The sequence below is a fragment of the Enterococcus sp. DIV1444a genome, from assembly GCF_051712125.1.
GTDB classification, from domain to species: Bacteria; Bacillota; Bacilli; order Lactobacillales; family Enterococcaceae; genus Enterococcus; species Enterococcus faecalis.
In genome coordinates, this window is the sequence record NZ_JBIOOG010000001.1 from 681,344 (window position 1) to 700,373 (window position 19,030).

The following is a 19,030-nucleotide window of genomic DNA, read 5'->3' on the forward strand; positions in this document are numbered from 1 at the left end:
ATGAGGTGAAAGCATGGAAAAGATCAAAAAACACATGAACTCGGCTTTTGAATGGTTGGGTCGTTATATTTCGCCAAGTCTTTTGGCCGTTTTAGGGATTGGGTTAGTGACAAGCATTTTGTTATTTGTTTATCCGATTAATGGCTTGGGAGATAATGGCGAGTATTTTCGTGTGTTAAATTCAAATAGTCTTTATCGTGTCAATGGTGATAGCTACGACAATGTGGCCTATTTTGTTAAGGACTTTTCAATTATGCGTTATTTTAATGAAACAACGACGCACTTTGTTTCCACTCAACAATTTTTCATCACCATTGCCATTTGGCTGAATAAACTTTTTTATAGTCAAACGGTTTTCGATATTCGTTTCTTGGGTTTCGTTTATCTTAGTTGTTATTCAGTGTCAATTTATTTCTTGGTACGAGGCTTAACCGAAGGCGTATCTTTGAAAAAAAGTTATCTTATCTCTTTGTTAGTTATTTTCATCTTAGGAGATGCCTCATATACGATTTATTTTAATTCTTTTTATACAGAAGCGACGAGTTTTTTACTTTCTGTGAGTGTATTAGCATTTTCAGTCTATTTTTATCGGGTGACGAAACCACGAACTTGGCTCAGAAGAATAATCTTAGTTATCTTGGCACAAACGGTCGTGCTTTTAATAGGGACCACTCGTCAAGAATATTTGCTGATTATTGGTGTAATTATTACTGGTTTAGGCTTTTTTGTCTACCTATCACAACGTTACCAACGCTTGTCAATGACGGCCTTTTTAATTGCGCTTATTGGTTTTACAACGTTAGCCGCTTTTATCGTCCCTAACGATACCTATGAACGTGATTTATACCATAGTATGACTCGTGGCGTAATGAAGGATAGTAAAGTTCCAGATAAACGGATGTCAGAGGGGGAGATTAATCCACAATATGGTTTGCAAAAGGGACGTTCCTACTTTGAAGAATACAGTCCTGTATCACCAACTTCTGAACAAATGAAAAAAGATTTTTTTGATAAAACGAGTTTTGGGTGGGTGTTATTGAATTATTTAAATTATCCATCTGAATTATGGCAAGGACTGAATTCAGCGGTGCCAAATGTTTACTTAGTAAAGCCCAATAATGTGGGGAATTTTGAGAAAACGACGGGGTATGCACCTCTAGAACAATCTAAATTTTTTATGTTGTATAACCGTATTAAAGCTAGCTTTTTTCCTAAAAACTTTGCTTTCTATCTATTATTAGGCGTGATTCTGTTTGGGTTATATGGCGTTGGTTTATACAAAGGGATTAAGACAAGCGAACCTAGATTAGTTTTTCGCTTCTTTTTAATGACAGGGATTTACCTAAATTTATTAGTTGTTTTCATTTCAACAATTATTATTGATGGAGATAGTGACTTAGTACGTCATTTATTTTTAGTCTCAGTATTTTTAGATTTTCTCTTGTTACAAATTGTCTCTGACGTTATTGGTAAACGAATGTGGCAAGATACAACACCACAAGTCATTGGGGAGGTAGAGAGGATTGAAAAATAAACAATATCTTATTGGCTGGGTGTGTTTTTTAATTTTTTTCGTTTTTTGTAGCTTTGCCAAACCAGCGCTAGCCGCACCAAGTAAACATGTCTTACTTGTCTATGACAGTTTGAATATTGCAGGGAAAAAAGAAAATGATGTGGATGCTTTACAACGAGTATTGACGAGTTTTGGAGTAGAAGTTCAGAGTGTGGCGGTGTCAGATTATGTACCTGGCGAATTGCTAAATGATGACTATGACAGTTTGATTTCTATGGTGAATTGGCCTGAACAAGCAGGCGTTATTGCCTCTGATTTTTTAGCAGATCGAGTTCATTTCAAAGGCAAACAATTACACATTGGTCGAAACATGCGTGACGATGAAAAACAATATTTTAGCGGTACGTGGAAAGAATTAAGTCATCGTCAATATCGGTTAGAAGATGAAAAACACCGCTTTTCTCAAGTATTGCCTTTTCAAGATCAATCAGTTGTACTGGAGAATACGCAAGGTCAGACAGTTGGGCGATTAAAAACACAAGAATTAGCACCAGAAGAATATCCATTTGGCGTAATTGAAAATGGTCATGCTTTTCTACCAATGTTTGAACGCAAAGGCGCTGTTTTTTTAGAAAGCTTGGACGTAATTGGTCAATGGCTTGAAAGTGAAAAAATGTCACGGCCGTTTTTGACGATTTCTGATTTTAACCCGTTAAGAGAGATGTCCGTCGCCACCTATTTGCAAGAAGAATTAGTTAAAACTACGTATCCTTATATTTTATCTAGCACAAGTGTCTCACAAAATAATACACTCTTGCCTTACAAACTATTTACAAATGCGTTACGTGCGTTTGCTTCAACAGGGATTATTTTCTTAGAAACGCCAGGGGTTAATAATGTTGATTTAAATGACCAACGTGCCTTGAAACAATTGATGGAACAGCAGATTAGTTTATTAGTTGACAGCCATGTCTATCCAGTAGGCATCTCTGCTCCAGGATACTGGAATCAAGACCTTCAATACCAAGAAGATGGTCTAGCAATCAGTGATACAGTTATTCTAAGGGAAAATCCACCGATTGAACGCGTTTTTTATCGGAACCAAACGGGGGAATCGATTACTTATAAGAATGCTTTGTTTGATTTGCCGTATGATTATTTATCGGGGATTGAATGGACGGATAAAGATAATCCGAATGACTATCGGTTTCCAATGCCGACTACTATTAGTTTTCCATTTCCAAATTCTAAAAAAGAAGTGGATCAGCTAATTCAAAAAGTCAGAAAAACACCGATAGTGTTTAGTATTTCAGAAGCTGATCAACATTTCACTGTCCAAACACAAACACAGAAAATCGAATTTCAGAATAATCGGTTCTTCTTAAACAATCAAATTGTCAATGGTCTGGCTGATACAGGCGCATCAACAGTTGAAAAACAACGATTTACAGGCTTATTTTCATTCTTTTTCAGTATCACAAACAATATTTTGATTGGCGTTGTTACGTTGACTTTAATCATCCTGATTATTTTGTTTATGATTGGACGAAAGAATTATCGATCGAAATATATTAATAAGGAGGAAGACAAATGACCATTGCTGACATTGTAATGTTAACAGCAACTATCATTATTTGGAGTCTACTAATTGTAAATATTCTCTTAGTTATTTTTGGCTATGTTTATTATTTAAAAACAGACCCTGTCGCGCCGCCACCTGTAGAGGACGAAGAAGCGCCATTTGTTTCAATTATGGTGCCGGCCCATAATGAAGGAATTGTCATTGTGCGGACAGTGGAAGCGTTATTGAATTTTAATTATCCGCAAGATCGCTATGAAATTATTGTGATTAATGACAACTCAAGTGATAATAGTGCCGAGCTTTTAGCTAACGTCCAAAAAAAGGCGGCCAATCGAAATTTGCAGATCATTAATACAGACAATATAACGGGTGGTAAAGGCAAGTCCAATGCCTTAAACATTGGTTTTAAGCAAGCCAAGGGAGACGTGATTGCCATTTATGATGCGGACAATACGCCTGAACCGAATGCACTTCGTTATTTAGTCGGAGAGTTAATCGCTAGTGAGGAATACGGTGCGGTTATTGGTAAATTTAGAACCAGAAATCGCAATGCAAGCCTGTTGACACGCTTTATTAATATCGAAACACTCGCCTTTCAATGGATGGCACAAGCCGGTCGTTTTCAATTGTTTAAGTTATGCACGATTCCTGGCACAAATTTTATTGTTCGTCGTAGTATTATTGAAGCCATTGGTGGCTGGGACGATAAAGCGTTAGCCGAAGATACAGAAATTAGTTTTCGTATCTATATGATGGGCTATAAAATTAAGTTTCAACCAAAAGCAGTGACGTGGGAGCAAGAGCCGCAAACATTATCTGTTTGGTTCCGACAACGAACGCGATGGGTCAAAGGCAATATTTATGTCATTGTTAAAAATGCTAAATTATTGTTTAATCCTAGAGCAAGTCGGATCCGTTTTGATATTTTATATTTCTTGTCCATTTATTTTCTCTTAATGACATCGCTCGTTTTGTCAGACATCATGTTAGTTTTATCAATGTCTGGTTACTTAACAACGACCCTACAAGGATTTAGCAACTCCTTGTGGCTGTTAGCGATTCTGTTATTTATTTTCAGTACTTTTGTCAGTATTACGACCGAAAAAGGCGAAATGACTTTAGAGAATATCTTAATTATTGCCTTGATGTATATTACATACAGTCAAATGTGGCTAGTAGTCGCCGCTTATGGCATGGTGATGTATATTAAAGAAAATGTTTTTCATAAACAAACACAAACAAAATGGTACAAAACTGAACGATTTAAATAAGGAGGAAACGTGCAATGAAACAAAAAACAGTCACTTTAATAGGGTTGTTCTTTCTGACAATTCTGATTGGTGTCGCAAGTCCGACCGTATACGCCGAAAATAAAGAACAAGACAACCATACCTTTACACAACCTTTTCAAAATAAAACAATCTCTTTAACAGGTACTTCTGTCCGTAGCACCATGTATTTTACAAAAATTGATTATTGGGACGTTAAAAAAGCATCATTCAATATGACTTATCAAATCACACAATTAAAAAATAATCAGACCTCAGATTTAACTGTGGCGGTTAATGGTGTTAAGTTTTATTCTTGGCGTCCTGAAAATACAACTGGTATTCAACAAAAGACGATTGAAATCCCTTTGGAACTGATTAAAGAGACAAATACATTGACTGTTGAGGGCCAAATTATTAATCAGGCAGGAAACGACATGTATAATTTAATTGAAACTCCGGCAAATTGGTTAACGATGTATGAAGGATCTAACGTAAACTTCCAATACGATTTACAATTACCAGAGAATACAATTCATTCTTTTTATAATCATTTTGTGGGAGCAGACACGATTGCGAATAAACACAGTGTTATTTTGACACCAGAAAATGCAACGGAAAAAGAATTAGCTGCAGCGACCCATGCGTTAGCTGGCGCTGCTCGTTTGATTACTACCTCAGAAGAATTGTTGCCAATGGCTTCTTTGAACAAAGAACAGTCAGCACCCTATCAGTTGATTATTGCCAGCTATGATAAATTGCCAGATCAGTATAAAAGTCAAATTGATAGCAAACGTGTGGAGGACCAAGCTGTCTTAAAATTTTTTAATCAACCAGATAAGCATGTTTTAGTAGCTACTTCGAAAGATGAGGACTTACTTGTTCGTGCGGGGCGTTATTTAGCCAACTATGAATTAATGACCCAAACAGATAAAGAAGAGACGACAGTTGATGAGAATACCGATACGTTTAGTTCAACTTTAGAATTTGATGGAAATTATCCATTAACCTCAACGGGAGACAAACTAGAAGGAGCCTATCACCAAGAACAAACGTACTTTGTCAATTTGCCAGTGGATCGAAACAACGCCAATGGAAGTCGCGTACATTTACATTTTAAATACGCTGAAAACTTAGATTTTGATTCTTCATTAGTGACCGTCTATGCCAATGATCAACCAATTGGCAGCAAGAAATTAACCGCTGCTCGTGCAAATGGTGATGAATTAAATCTCGAATTTCCAAAGAACTTAGAAATTGCTGATAGTTTTGTTTTAAAAGTTGCTTTTGATTTGAACGTTAAATCACCAGAAGTTTTACGAAATGGTCAGACACCATGGGCCTTTATTGAAAATAACTCGAATGCGTTTATTCAAACAGAAGAACTTAACGACATATTATTTAATAACTATCCGAACATTTTTATCAGAAGCCGTTCTTTTGCTGATTTAGCGATTTTATTACCAGAAAAAATGGATGATAACTATTTTAAAGTGTTGACCAATTTATTTAACTTAATTGGTAATTATGCCGAAAGTAATGTCGGTGAGATTACGTATTATAAAAAAGCGCCTAAAAATGCGGCATTAGAAAATCATAACTTGATTATTTTTGGCACGCCTAAGGATAATCCGATGATTCGTAAGTTAAATGATCAGTTATATTTCCATTATGATAAGGACTTCACACGTTTTGTTTCAAACGAGAAATTGAGCATCGAAAAAGATTATGGCCAACAAATCGGGACGGCGCAGCTAATGTTTTCTCCATATAATGCGAAAGCCGCGGCGTTAATCTTAACGGGAGCTAAATCACAAGGTGTCTTTTTAGCCTCTACACAAGTGAATACAGAGAAGAATACTTCTATGTATAAAGGAGATGCCATTGTCGTCGATCCGAACTATCGTCGCTATGATTATCGTTTCAAAAAACGTGTAAGCAACGTTAGCAACGAATCATTAGGTAAACGAATTGTCAATAATCATAAATTAATGATTTATCTATTTGTCTTCTTAATTGGTATAACTATTATTGGATTAAGTGCGTTCTTCATCGTGAAGAAGAATTTGAAAGGTGGGGAATAGAGTGAATCAAAAACGAGTGACCTTGCTTTTGGATTTAACTTTGTTGGTAGGAATTGTCTTGGTTGTTGGGACGACCATCTTTATGGCCTTAGGAACGAACGATTTCTTTGTTGACTTAAGCTGTCTATTAATTTCAGTTATCTTAATTATTGTCACCTATTTTGTAGGAATTACAGCGGGGTTAACATTTTCGCTTATATTTATTTTTCTACAATTGACTTATGTTGTATATCAGTATGTCTACCATGATTTGTTTAGCTATGGCTCATTATTTTGGCTAATCATGCCGCCGCTCTACTGTTTAACAATCTATGTGGTGACTTATCAAATTCGTACGATTCAAGAAGAAAATATTCGCTTACGTAAAGAAACTTCACGTTTAAATGCGTTAGATGCAGTAACTAATTTAAGAACCGCGAAAATGTACGAGGAAGGCTTCGATTTATTTTCTGACATTTCTACACGTTATGAAGCGCCGTTATATTTAGTCGTAATCCGAGTGGCCTATTGGGAAAGTATTCGTAATTTATTAAGTGTCGAACAAAAGAATGAATTACTACAAATCGTGACAGCGGCGATTAAAGAGACAACGGATGATCGTTTCTTACCATACTTTATCGATGGCACACCGCCGACTTGGGCGTTATTAATTTTCCGCGATGGGGATGACGCTTATACTACTAGAAAAGAATTTAAACAACAAGCTCAAGAGAAATTTGCCCATTCTGAAACCTTAAGAAACATTACTTTGACATTACAAGTTTCCTATACCAAATATGATCCTGCCGAATTTAACAACGCTTCAGAATTTTTAGGGGATGGGATTAATTCTCTTCAATATGATGTTTAAAAAGGAGGCAAACAAATGACTGAAAAAATTGCTGTTTTTACAGGGAAATTAGCAGAGGCTGGTGTGTTAAATGAGACGCAGCCGTTGTCAATGCGATTACATTTAGAAAATATCCAAGCAGAAAGTGATCCAGAATCCATTGTGCCCTTATTTTCTCATGGGGTAATTCTAAACATACTCGTTGAACAGTTAGAGGAAAGTATCTCAATGTCTCACTTAAAAAAAGGGACCAAAGTCCGTTTCACAGTCGTGGGCTTGCCGCCGATGACTATGTCGATTCCGCCGCATCTAGGTGGGCAAGCGATTGAATTGATAGAAGAAATCTAAAAAAAAAACGACAACCATTGTAATATGGCTGTCGTTTTTTTTCATGAATGTATTGAATTCTTAAAAGGAGAGGTTCCTTTTTCACCATAAGGATTTAAGTCGTGCTCATCTAAAGCAGTCAGTAATTCACCTAATGTTGTTGCATTTGGGTCAGTATCGCTATCCCAAGATTCGCCGGTACCTAGTTCAATTTGGCCTGATATAAAAGCTCCTTCTGGCATGACAAGAATAGTGGTTGCTTCTGTGAAATTTTCCTCTTCAAATATGGGTAACCAACATTCTGGAGATTTTTTAGCATCCTCAAGGGCAGCTTTAATGGTCGGATTTTCCTCGTTTACAGAAGGGGAGCTCCTTTCTGTTTCAGTAGTTACAATAGGCTCAGTGGCTTCAGAGATAGTAGCTGTTGTCGTGGTATCTTCTGCTAAAGCAGCTTTAGTTAATAAGCTTGAACTAATGAACAAAGTCCCTAATAGAAGAGGTACTGTCGTCGCTTTAAAAAAAGAGTATTTTATTTTCATAATTTTGTTTCTCCTTTCTGATTACCAATTGCGGACGATATAATAAGAATTAGGCGCAGGGTTAAAAGAATAGTAGGTAGTTAGATTACCTGGCCCAGTAAAATACATCGAATAGCCAGGGGTCATGATAGTACCAAAACCAGTTCCTGTGTTGTATGTATCTCTGGCGTTGCGGGTTGTTCCTACCAAAGCTGAATCATTATAGGTTTGCCAACGTAGATAAGCACCTGTTCCACTCGCAGGCCTGAAATTATAACCTGCAAAGCGCCAATCTCTTCCGCTAAAGTAATTGGATCTATATAATCCGTTATTTGGAACAGTGTAAGTTCCAGCAGCAGTAGTTGGAGCAGGTGAGCCTCTGCGAACTAAATCAGCACGATTGATTAAAGGTTTTGCTTCAACCATTTTTTTATATTCATTAGTAGTAATTGCTAAAGGTGAGGTCTCGGTATCAATCACAACGGGTTCTGGAAACAAGTTTGGGTCATCAATTTCAAAAATTCCACCAGAGATAGCGGCACCGTCAGGTAAAACAACCACCCGTTCAGAATCGTCAAATTCCTCTGATTCTACAATTTTTCCGGGAATAAAATCAGCAGCATTTGCGTATTCAGTCAATCCAACAACAACCAACAAAGAAAAGAATAACAATGAAGTGCTTAACAATGTTTTTTTCATTTACAAAACTCCTAACTTTAAATAATATACGTGAAATCCAAGTATAATAATTATAGCATTTTAAAATAAAATAAACTATTTATTTTTTCGTGCTTTTCGTTAAATAATTTCAATTTATTTCAATTATATTGATTTTCATGTTGTTAAATATAAATCATGAAATATAGATAGTATTTAATTGGGTTTGTTTTAATTTGAAACGTAGTATTTTTTATTTATATGTTTAAAATAGGTTTTTTTAATATTTAAGTTATATAATTAAAATGATTATTATTGTAAGAAGTTAAAAAATAAGCATGAAAGTAATCATAATTGATCTCTTTCATGCTTATTGTCAGTTTAAAAGGTCATTCTTTCAATTCGATCGAACGCTTCCTTTAATAAATCTAAATTTTGTGTTGCGGCTAAGCGAATGTACTCATCGCCTGTTGTTTCACCAAATGCTTTTCCAGGAATCACTAATACTTGTGTCTCTTTTAAAAGCTTTTCCACAAAAGGGACGGAAGTTAGTCCGGTTTTTTGAATGTTAATGAAGGCGTAAATACTTCCTTTGACTGGATGCAGCGAAAGGAAAGGAATCTTTGCTACTCGTTGGGCCACATACTCTAAACGTGTTTGGAACACTTCAACAATCGGGTCTACAAATTCATCAAAATGTTGTAACGCATAGATTCCTGCTTGCTGTGACAACGTAGGCGCAGAATACGTAACGCCTTCATTAATTAATTTGGCTACTTCGTTAATATAGTCTGGGGCAATCATATAACCAATACGCCAACCAGTCATTGCAAAGGCTTTTGAAAAGCTACCAAAAGTGATAGTATTTTCTGGAGCAAACGTAGCCATAGGAGTAAACGTTTCTTGGAAACAAAAGGCTTCATAAACTTCATCTGAAAGAATGTATAAGTTGTGTTCAATCGCTACCTGTGCAATTTCTCTGAAAGTTTCTTCAGAGAAAACAGCGCCTGTCGGGTTATTCGGTGAATTAAGAATAATCGCCTTGGTTTTAGGCGTGATTTTTTCTTTCAAAAGAGCTACATCAATTTGGAAACCATCTTCTTCATAAGTCGGTAAAAAGACAGGAACGCCATCTGCTAAAAGGACTTGGTCTTTATAAGGAGAGAAGTAAGGTTCATGAATAATCACTTCATCCCCAGGATTTAGAATCACTTGTAAGGCAAGATACATCCCGTGCAGAGCACCGACTGTGGCTCGGACTTGATTCGGTTGAAAGGATAATTGATAATGTGACTGATAAAACTGAATGACCGCCTCAATGAATGCTTGGCTACCATCAGAAGCGGTATATTTTGTATGACCATTTTTGGCATCGTTAGCTGCTTGTTCGATAATCCGCTCATCGGTAATTAAGTCAGGGTCACCAATCGATAAATCGATTAAATTTGGGGTCTTTTTCGCCAAGGTTGCAATATCCATGAGTAAATTTTCAGTAGGTTGTTGGTAACGTGTTGCGATATTCTTGCGATCCATACCAGGTGCTCCTTTTTATAAAACTTTTCTTAGAAAATCTTGTGTTCTTGGGTTTTGTGGTGCATCAAAAATTTCTTCAGGTGTGCCTTCTTCTTGAATAATTCCTGCATCCATAAAAATGACACGGTCCGCAACTTCTTTTGCGAAGCCCATTTCGTGGGTAACCACCACCATTGTCATCCCTTCAATAGCTAAATTTTTCATAACGGATAGCACTTCGCCCACCATTTCAGGATCTAAGGCAGAAGTTGGTTCATCGAACAGCATCACGTCAGGGCGCATGGCTAAAGCGCGAGCAATCGCTACCCGTTGTTGTTGTCCACCAGAAAGTTGAGCGGGATAATTTTCTTTTTTATCTGATAAACCAACTTGTTCCAGTAAAGAAAGAGCGTGTTCCGTGGCTTCGGCAGCGGCTTCTTTTTTTACTTTAACAGGACTAATCGTTAAGTTTTCCAAGACATTTTTATGCGGGAAAAGATTGAAATTTTGGAATACCATCCCCATTTTTTGACGGAGTTGATCAATGTTGGTATTTTTATCTAATAAATTTTTTCCTTCAAATTCGACGCTGCCACCAGTTGGTGTTTCTAATAAGTTCAAGCAACGTAAAAAAGTACTTTTACCACTACCAGAAGGGCCAATAATTACGACAACTTCACCAGCTTCAATTTCTAAGTCAATTCCTTTAAGTACTTCATTTTTTCCGAATGTTTTCTGTAAGTTTTTAATATTAATCACTAGTACTCATTCTCCTTTCAGCAACACCTAATAGACGCGAGATAGTAAAGGTTAGGACGAAATAAATCAACGATACAATTAAGTAAGGTAAGAAGGGTTTAAAACTTGCGCCTTGAACGTTGCCAGCTTGGAAAATTAGCTCCGAAACACCAATGACTGAAACAACGGAAGACTCTTTAATTACTGTAACAAATTCATTGCCTAACGCTGGTAAAATATTTTTAATAGCTTGTGGGAAAATGATGTACCGCATTGCTTGATTTTGATTCATTCCCAAGGAACGAGCAGCTTCCAATTGTCCTTTATTAACTGCCTGAATACCAGCACGAATAATTTCTGCTACATATGCACCACTATTTAGAGAAAGGGCAATACAACCTGCTGCTACTTTTGATAAGTCTAAACCAAGAACCCCTGTCCCGAAATAGACAATAAAAATTTGAACAAGCAAAGGAGTGCCACGAACATATTCAATATAAGCAATGGCGATGCCACGTAAAATTTTGGAATTGGCTAACTTCATTAAGGCAAGTAATGCTCCTAAAATGGCACCAAACAAAACACCAATGAAAGCTAGGAAAATGGTATAGCCTGCACCGTTAAGATAGAACTTTCCATACTTTTGTAAAAAGCTTTGATCTTTTTGGAACATTAATTGATTGGCTTCTTTTTTATAACCGTCCATTAATTTTTGATCATTAATTTGTTTAATAGAGGCATTTACTTTCTCCGTCAAAACGGGCGCATCTTTAGGGAAAGCAACGGCAGTATCTTTTGAGCCTTTTTCAAAGGTAACATCAGCAAAAGCTAAATCCTCATTTTGAGAAACATAGGCTTCGCCAACCGGTTCTTCCATAACGACTGCATCTAATTTATTATTTTTTAGATTCATAATTAAATCTGGAATTTTTTGAAGAGAAGTAGGGACAGCACCGGTTAATTCGGTTTTAATTAATTCTTCTTGTGTCGTTTGCTTTTGGGCACCTGCACGAACGCCTTCGAAATCTTTAGTGGAATGAAATTTATCTTTGTCTTCTTTCCGAACAATAACTTTTTGTTGAACGTTCATATATGGTTGAGAAAAAGCTACTTCTTTTAATCGTTCAGGCGTTGGCGACATGCCAGAGATGACCATGTCAATCTTGCCAGTTTTTAAGGCCCCTAACAGAGCATCGAAGCCTAGTTCTTCGATTTTTAATTTAACGCCTAAATCATCGGCAATTTTTTGAGCAATAGAAATATCAAAACCGACAATTTTATCTTCACCATCTACTTTTGTATGAAATTCATAAGGGGCATAGTCTGCGGATAAGCCGACAACTAGTTCTCCCTTTTGGATGATTTTGTCATAGACTGGATCGTTTTCGGCTGCAAAAGTTTCTTTAATAGGTAATAATGAGAGCAACAAGAATAAAATTGGTAAAATCGTCTGTAGCCATTTTTTACATTTGGTCATTTGCGTAAACTCCTTTTTGTATTATTTTTATAAATATTCAAAAAAAGCGAATAAATGTATAAAAATTTATTGTGTTATGATGTGGTTTATCATATCATAGAATATGTAAAAGGAAAAGTAGTAGAATTGAAAAAATACAACTTTTTCAAAAAAATTTTCAAAAGTCAAAAATGAAGGGGATTTTCAAGATGGAACAATCATTAATTGTGAGAGGGACACCACAAGAGTATCTTTGCGAAATTGGTTCGTGGGAATTATTAGAAGGACAACTATTATGCAGAAATATTCATCGTGTATTCATTTTACACGGGACTGAGTCATGGCAAGCGGCAAAACCGTATTTTCCGACGTTTCAAAAAGTAACAGCTGTTTTTGAAAACTATGGAGGTGTATGTACAGATCAACGTGTGCAAGAGTTAGAAGCGCAAGTGCTGGACAATCATTTAGAGGCCATCGTTGCTGTCGGTGGAGGAAAAATAGCCGACTTGGGGAAAGCCTTAGCACACAAAATGGCGTTACCGGTAATTATTTTACCCACTTTAGCAGCTACTTGTGCACCGTGTACGCCATTGAGTGTGATGTATCGAGAAGATGGGGCAATGGAACGGTATGACGTTTTTCCGCAAGCAAACGCTTTGGTGTTGGTAGAACCAAGAGTGTTATTGCATTCGCCTAGATCTTTAATGGTGGCAGGTATTGGGGATACATTAGCTAAATGGTACGAAGCAGATGCGATTATTTCGCAGTTAGATGTCCAAGTGTTACCTATTCAAGTTTCTCATTTTGCCGCGGAAAAATGTCGCGATATTTTATTAAATGAAAGTATCAATGCTTTAAAAGCGATGGAAGAGCAACAATTAAATCAATCGTTTATTGATGTGATCGAAACGAATTTAATTATTGGTGGAATGGTGGGTGGCTTTGGCGATGATTATGGTCGGACAGCGGGGGCCCATTCCATTCATGATGCACTAACTTTGCTACCAGCTAGCCATCGTCAATTGCATGGAAACAAAGTGGCGTATGGTGTGTTTGTTCAATTAGCCATTGAAGAAAAATGGCAAGAAATCGATGAATTGATTCCTTTCTATCACCAACTAGGTTTGCCTATTTCTTTAAAAGAAATGGATATGGACTTAACTGAAGCCGAGTATCAAGAAGTAGCAGAACGTGCTTGTATAGAAGGCGAAACGATTCATTATATGAAACAAAAAATTACCCCTGAAATTGTGAAAACAGCGATGCAAGATTTAGAAAAATATACAGCGACCAAATAAGGGCCAAACAGCAACTAGTTCAAACAATTCAAATGAACTAGTTGCTGTTGTTTAAGGATCCTTTTTTGAAAAAAGAAACCTTGAGAAATCCTTGCAAATTCAATAAAAAAAAAGTATGATGATGGGAGGACAAATTATAGTAGAAAGTAGGGAAATGAATGACGGAACCAGCCATTCGTTATCGTTTAATCAAAAAAGATAAACACACAGGTGCGCGTTTAGGTGAATTAATTACTCCTCACGGCACATTTCCAACACCAATGTTTATGCCAGTAGGAACACTTGCGACAGTTAAAACAATGTCGCCAGAAGAATTAAAAGAAATGGGTGCCGGTGTTATTTTAAGTAATACTTACCATTTATGGTTACGCCCAGGTGAAGATTTAGTTGAAGAAGCAGGCGGGTTACACAAATTTATGAACTGGGATCAACCCATTTTGACTGATTCAGGTGGCTTCCAAGTCTTCTCATTAAGTGATATGCGGAAAATCGAAGAAGAAGGTGTGCATTTTAGAAATCATTTAAATGGTTCAAAAATGTTCCTTTCTCCAGAAAAAGCAATCAATATTCAGAATAAATTAGGATCAGATATTATGATGAGCTTTGATGAATGTCCACCATTTGATGAAAGCTATGAGTATGTTAAACGCTCGATTGAACGGACTTCTCGTTGGGCTGAGCGTGGCTTAAAAGCCCATGCAAATCCTGATAGACAAGGATTATTCGGTATTGTTCAAGGTGCGGGATTTGAAGATTTACGTCGTCAAAGTGCCAAAGATTTAGTGAGTATGGATTTTCCTGGCTATTCGATTGGTGGCTTATCTGTTGGTGAGTCTAAGGAAGAAATGAACCGAGTCTTAGACTTTACGACACCGTTAATTCCTGAAAATAAACCACGTTACTTAATGGGTGTGGGTGCCCCTGATTCATTAATTGATGGAGTGATTCGTGGGATTGACATGTTTGATTGTGTATTACCAACGCGTATTGCGCGCAATGGTACTTGTATGACTTCACAAGGTCGCTTGGTTGTTAAAAATGCCCAATATGCAAGAGATTTTCGTCCGCTTGATGAAAAATGTGATTGTTATGTTTGTCGTAATTATACCCGGGCCTATATTCGTCATTTGATTAAATGTGATGAAACGTTCGGAATCCGTTTAACATCGTATCATAATTTATACTTCCTGTTAGACTTAATGAAAAATGTCCGTCAAGCAATTATGGACGACAATTTATTAGAATTCCGACAAGCGTTTTTTGAAGAATATGGCTTTAATAAAGCGAATGCAAAAAGTTTCTAAAAATTAGAGGAAAAAACTAGTTCTTCAAGCGTTTTTTTGATACAGTTAGTAGTGTGAATAATGCAGAGTGAGGTGAAACAAATGGGTGGCGGATTTACAATGATTTTTACATTAGTCCTTTTAGGAGGAATGATGTTTTTCATGACACGTTCTCAAAAGAAACAACAGCAAGAACGTCAAAAACAACTAAATGCAATGAAAACTGGCGATAGTGTTGTCACAATTGGTGGTTTACATGGTGTTTTAAGTGAAATCAACGAAAAAACAGTTTTAATCGATTGCGAAGGTATTGTCTTAGAATTTGACCGTGCAGCAATTCGAACTGTAACACCTGGAACTGCTGTTACAAATGATCCAGCAGTAACTAGTGTACCAGTCACAGAAGTTGAAGAGACAGTCACGGAAGAAGTAACTGAAGTTCCTGAAACATCAGATCCTTCAAAAGAAAAGAAAGACTAAACGATTCAACTAATTCATTTAATGGTTAGAGAAAGCGGAACAGGCTTTTCAAAGGCGAAACTGTGACCAGTAGTCACGCAAGAAAGCCAATAAGAAGAGACGATTCCTATTCCGCTTGTATCGTTTATCTTAAAATGTAGGACTAGGAAGGAGCCTGGGACAAAAATCACTTTGGATTTTTGTCCCAGGCTTAAAAATTGATAAACGGCGGGAACAGAAGCAACTCCTTCGGAAATAAGCCAAAATTCTCCAAAAATTAAAGAACAATTTTCGGAAATTTCTTCTTATTTCTCGGAGTTAAACACTTCTGTCCCGACCTTGTCCTAAGTCCTTTTTAACTATTAAGTTTACAAAAAAGGTTCCTTTTTATAGTGTTGGAAGATAGTTAAAAAGTGAGCAATCTTTCGCTTGATTGGAAGGAGAAGAGTCCATGACAAAGAAAAAATTAAGTTGGTTACAACAAAAAATGCTCAATAAAAGTATTAAAAAGAAGTGCCAAAATTTTCGTGAACTAGGTTATTCTTCCATCAACGAAGAAGATTTATTGACTTATTTACTCACCTATCGTTGGAAAAGGCAAGCCCGTTTATCTGTCAAAGACTGTCGTAAAGACATTCAGAAGGTTAAGCCGAATGAATTTTTTGACTATCAACAATTATTGGCACAGACATCAAAAAATCCTTTAAGGGACTGGCATGATATTGAAGACTTATTCTAGAAAAAAGAATAAGTCTTTTTTTTTGAGATAAAAAAATTGTAAACAGTTGTGAAAAATATCACAAAAACTATTTACAAGATTAATTTTATGTTGTATGATGTGAATGTGAAATAGTTAACAAAGTTTTTTAAAATGAAACTCTTAGGAGGATGAACATGGTTAAAACAGTAAAAAAAGAAAAGACAGAAACAGTTGATGTTTCATCAATGATTGATGAATTAGCAACAAAAGCGAATGTCGCTTTAAAAGCAATGGAAGATTTTACACAAGAACAAGTAGATCACATTGTCCATCAAATGGCGATGGCAGCGTTAGACCAACATATGCCTTTAGCAAAAATGGCTGTCGAAGAAACTGGCCGTGGGATCTATGAAGATAAAGCAATCAAAAATATGTATGCCTCTGAATACATTTGGAATAATATTAAACATGATAAAACGGTGGGTGTGATTAACAAAGACGAACAAACCGGCTTAATGGAAATTGCTGAGCCAGTTGGCGTGGTCTGTGGGGTCACACCAACAACGAATCCAACGTCAACAACTATTTTTAAATCATTAATTGCCTTAAAAACAAGAAATCCAATTGTTTTTGCTTTCCATCCCAGCGCACAAAAATGTTCGGCAGAAGCGGCACGTATTGTACGGGATGCGGCGATTGCAGCAGGTGCACCAGAAAATTGTATTCAATGGATTGAACAACCATCGATTGATGCAACATCTGCTTTAATGAATCATCCAGGGATTGCCATTGTTTTAGCAACTGGTGGCGCAGGCATGGTGAAATCTGCGTACTCAACAGGTAAACCAGCACTAGGCGTTGGCCCTGGGAACGTACCAGCCTATATTGAAAAAACGGCTAAAGTAAAACGTGCGGTTAATGATTTAATTGTTTCAAAATCATTTGATAATGGAATGATTTGTGCTTCTGAGCAAGCGGTCATTGTGGATAAAGAAATTTATGCTTCTGTCAAAGCTGAGTTTGAAGCACACAATGTTTACTTCGTGAAACCGAATGAATTACAAAAACTAGAAGATGCAGTGATGAATGAAGGCAAATACGCGGTAAATCCAGCGATTGTCGGTAACTCTGCAGAAAAAATTGCTGAATTAGCAGGGATTAGCGTACCAAAAGGCACAAAAATTTTAGTTGCTGAATTAGAAGGTGCAGGTCCGGAATATCCATTATCAAGAGAAAAATTATCGCCAGTTTTAGCAATGATGAAATCAAACAATGCAGAGCATGCTTTTGAACTATGTGAAGCAATGTTAAACTTAGGTGGTTTAGGACATACAGCAGTAATTCATACAGAAGATGAAGAATTACAAGTTGCTTTTGGTTTACGTATGAAAGCTTGTCGTATTTTAGTGAATACACCATCAGCAGAAGGCGGTATCGGTAACATTTATAACGAAATGATTCCATCCTTAACACTTGGTTGTGGTTCATACGGGAAAAACTCTGTTTCTAAAAACGTATCAGCCATTAATTTAATTAATATTAAAACGGTAGCGAAACGGAGAAATAATATGCAATGGTTTAAATTACCTCCAAAAATTTTCTTTGAAAAAAATTCTTTACAATATCTACAAAAAATGGAAAATGTTGAACGTGTCATGTTAGTTTGTGACCCAGGTATGGTTCAATTTGGCTATGCAGATATCGTACGTAAAGAGCTACAAAAACGTAAAAATGATGTGAAAATCGAAGTATTTTCTGATGTTGAACCAAACCCATCAACAAATACCGTTTATGCAGGGACCAAAATGATGGTTGATTTCCAACCAGATACAGTGATTGCCTTGGGTGGCGGTTCTGCAATGGACGCGGCGAAAGGCATGTGGATGTTCTATGAACACCCAGATACAGAGTTCTTTGGTGCAAAACAAAAATTCTTAGATATCCGCAAACGGACATATAAAATTGCCAAACCAGAAAAAACACAATTTGTTTGTATCCCAACTACTTCAGGAACTGGTTCAGAAGTTACACCATTTGCCGTTATCACTGATAGTGAAACACACGTGAAATATCCGTTAGCAGACTATGCACTAACACCAGATGTAGCGATTGTTGATCCACAATTCGTAATGTCTGTGCCAGCTTCAGTTACTGCAGATACAGGCATGGATGTTTTAACACATGCGATTGAATCTTATGTTTCCGTGATGGCTTCAGATTACACACGTGGTTTAAGTTTACAAGCAATTAAGTTAGTTTTTGATCATTTAGAAAATTCAGTGAAACGTCCAGATATGGAATCTCGCGAAAAAATGCATAATGCGTCAACCATGGCAGGGATGGCATTTGCCAATGCATTCTTAGGTATTTGTCACTCTATTGCTCATAAAATTGGTGGAGAATATGGCATTCCACATGGTCGTACAAATGCGATTTTATTACCACATATTATTCGTTACAATGCGAAAGATCCATCAAAACACGCAATGTTCCCTAAATATGATTACTTCCGTGCCGATACTGATTATGCAGACATTGCAAAATTCTTAGGATTAAAAGGAAATACTACCGCAGAATTAGTAGAAGCTTTAGCAACAGCAGTAGCAGATTTAGGTAAATCAGTCGGAATTGACATGAACTTGAAAGCACAAGGTGTCTCACAAGAAACATTAGATACAACGGTTGATCGTATGGCAGAACTTGCTTATGAAGACCAATGTACAACTGCAAATCCGAAAGAACCATTAATTAGTGAATTAAAGCAAATTATCTTAGAAGCTTATGTAGGATAGAAAAACTCAAATAA

16 protein-coding genes are annotated in these 19,030 nt (G+C 36.6%); 11 read left to right on the plus strand and 5 right to left on the minus strand.

What is annotated here, in order from left to right; all coding sequences use genetic code 11:
• The first annotated feature begins 13 nt into the window (after nt 1-13).
• The 6 genes from wsfD to IGI87_RS03475 are packed head-to-tail and all read left to right on the plus strand — an operon-like array spanning nt 14 to nt 7,624.
• Nucleotides 14-1,534 (plus strand): glycan biosynthesis hexose transferase WsfD, encoded by a 1,521-nt coding sequence (gene wsfD / locus IGI87_RS03450; RefSeq protein WP_113794974.1) that lies wholly within the window; start codon nt 14-16, stop codon nt 1,532-1,534.
• Complete coding sequence (locus IGI87_RS03455; protein ID WP_113794975.1) at nt 1,524-3,107, plus strand: hypothetical protein; 1,584 nt, start codon at nt 1,524-1,526, stop codon at nt 3,105-3,107. Before wsfD ends, IGI87_RS03455 begins: the two co-directional genes overlap by 11 nt.
• Nucleotides 3,104-4,366, plus strand: coding sequence for a glycosyltransferase (locus tag IGI87_RS03460; protein ID WP_104858231.1), 1,263 nt, complete (start codon nt 3,104-3,106; stop codon nt 4,364-4,366). Before IGI87_RS03455 ends, IGI87_RS03460 begins: the two co-directional genes overlap by 4 nt.
• 14 nt (nt 4,367-4,380) lie before the next feature.
• Nucleotides 4,381-6,447: a cellulose biosynthesis cyclic di-GMP-binding regulatory protein BcsB gene (locus IGI87_RS03465; RefSeq protein WP_113794976.1), complete on the plus strand. Its 2,067-nt coding sequence runs from the start codon at nt 4,381-4,383 to the stop codon at nt 6,445-6,447.
• On the plus strand, nt 6,437-7,297 hold the full coding sequence (locus tag IGI87_RS03470) for a diguanylate cyclase (protein ID WP_162782631.1): 861 nt from the start codon (nt 6,437-6,439) through the stop codon (nt 7,295-7,297). The genes IGI87_RS03465 and IGI87_RS03470 overlap by 11 nt, the downstream gene beginning before the upstream one ends.
• Nucleotides 7,298-7,312: 15 nt before the next feature.
• Nucleotides 7,313-7,624, plus strand: a complete 312-nt coding sequence (locus tag IGI87_RS03475; protein WP_113794978.1) for a hypothetical protein — start codon at nt 7,313-7,315, stop codon at nt 7,622-7,624.
• A 41-nt stretch (nt 7,625-7,665) separates the two neighbouring features.
• Here IGI87_RS03475 and IGI87_RS03480 read toward each other — a convergent pair whose 3' ends face one another.
• The 5 genes from IGI87_RS03480 to IGI87_RS03500 form a co-directional block, all read right to left on the minus strand.
• Nucleotides 7,666-8,142 carry a hypothetical protein gene (locus IGI87_RS03480; protein ID WP_438736254.1) on the minus strand — a complete coding sequence of 159 codons (477 nt, stop codon included), beginning with the start codon at nt 8,140-8,142 and terminating at the stop codon, nt 7,666-7,668.
• Nucleotides 8,143-8,163: 21 nt separating this feature from the next.
• Nucleotides 8,164-8,820 (minus strand): hypothetical protein, encoded by a 657-nt coding sequence (locus IGI87_RS03485; protein ID WP_317095600.1) that lies wholly within the window; start codon nt 8,818-8,820, stop codon nt 8,164-8,166.
• 339 nt (nt 8,821-9,159) lie between these two features.
• A complete protein-coding gene (locus tag IGI87_RS03490; protein ID WP_438736255.1) occupies nt 9,160-10,311 on the minus strand; it encodes a pyridoxal phosphate-dependent aminotransferase in 1,152 nt (383 codons plus the stop codon).
• A gap of 15 nt (nt 10,312-10,326) precedes the next feature.
• Nucleotides 10,327-11,049: an amino acid ABC transporter ATP-binding protein gene (locus tag IGI87_RS03495; RefSeq protein ID WP_002355769.1), complete on the minus strand. Its 723-nt coding sequence runs from the start codon at nt 11,047-11,049 to the stop codon at nt 10,327-10,329.
• Complete coding sequence (locus IGI87_RS03500; RefSeq protein ID WP_438736256.1) at nt 11,042-12,505, minus strand: ABC transporter substrate-binding protein/permease; 1,464 nt, start codon at nt 12,503-12,505, stop codon at nt 11,042-11,044. Before IGI87_RS03500 ends, IGI87_RS03495 begins: the two co-directional genes overlap by 8 nt.
• 170 nt (nt 12,506-12,675) lie before the next feature.
• Between IGI87_RS03500 and IGI87_RS03505 the strand changes: the two genes are divergently transcribed.
• The 5 genes from IGI87_RS03505 to adhE all read left to right on the plus strand — a co-directional run bounded on the left by IGI87_RS03505 (nt 12,676) and on the right by adhE (nt 19,016).
• Nucleotides 12,676-13,782 (plus strand): iron-containing alcohol dehydrogenase family protein, encoded by a 1,107-nt coding sequence (locus IGI87_RS03505; RefSeq protein ID WP_164982953.1) that lies wholly within the window; start codon nt 12,676-12,678, stop codon nt 13,780-13,782.
• Nucleotides 13,783-13,940: 158 nt separating this feature from the next.
• Nucleotides 13,941-15,086: a tRNA guanosine(34) transglycosylase Tgt gene (gene tgt / locus IGI87_RS03510; RefSeq protein WP_002355772.1), complete on the plus strand. Its 1,146-nt coding sequence runs from the start codon at nt 13,941-13,943 to the stop codon at nt 15,084-15,086.
• Nucleotides 15,087-15,146: 60 nt separating this feature from the next.
• Nucleotides 15,147-15,545, plus strand: coding sequence for a preprotein translocase subunit YajC (gene yajC / locus IGI87_RS03515; protein WP_174108254.1), 399 nt, complete (start codon nt 15,147-15,149; stop codon nt 15,543-15,545).
• Between the two features lie 412 nt (nt 15,546-15,957).
• Nucleotides 15,958-16,263, plus strand: a complete 306-nt coding sequence (locus IGI87_RS03520) for a post-transcriptional regulator (protein ID WP_242365656.1) — start codon at nt 15,958-15,960, stop codon at nt 16,261-16,263.
• A 155-nt stretch (nt 16,264-16,418) separates the two neighbouring features.
• Nucleotides 16,419-19,016 carry a bifunctional acetaldehyde-CoA/alcohol dehydrogenase gene (gene adhE / locus IGI87_RS03525; protein WP_438736257.1) on the plus strand — a complete coding sequence of 866 codons (2,598 nt, stop codon included), beginning with the start codon at nt 16,419-16,421 and terminating at the stop codon, nt 19,014-19,016.
• Nucleotides 19,017-19,030 lie beyond the last annotated feature (14 nt).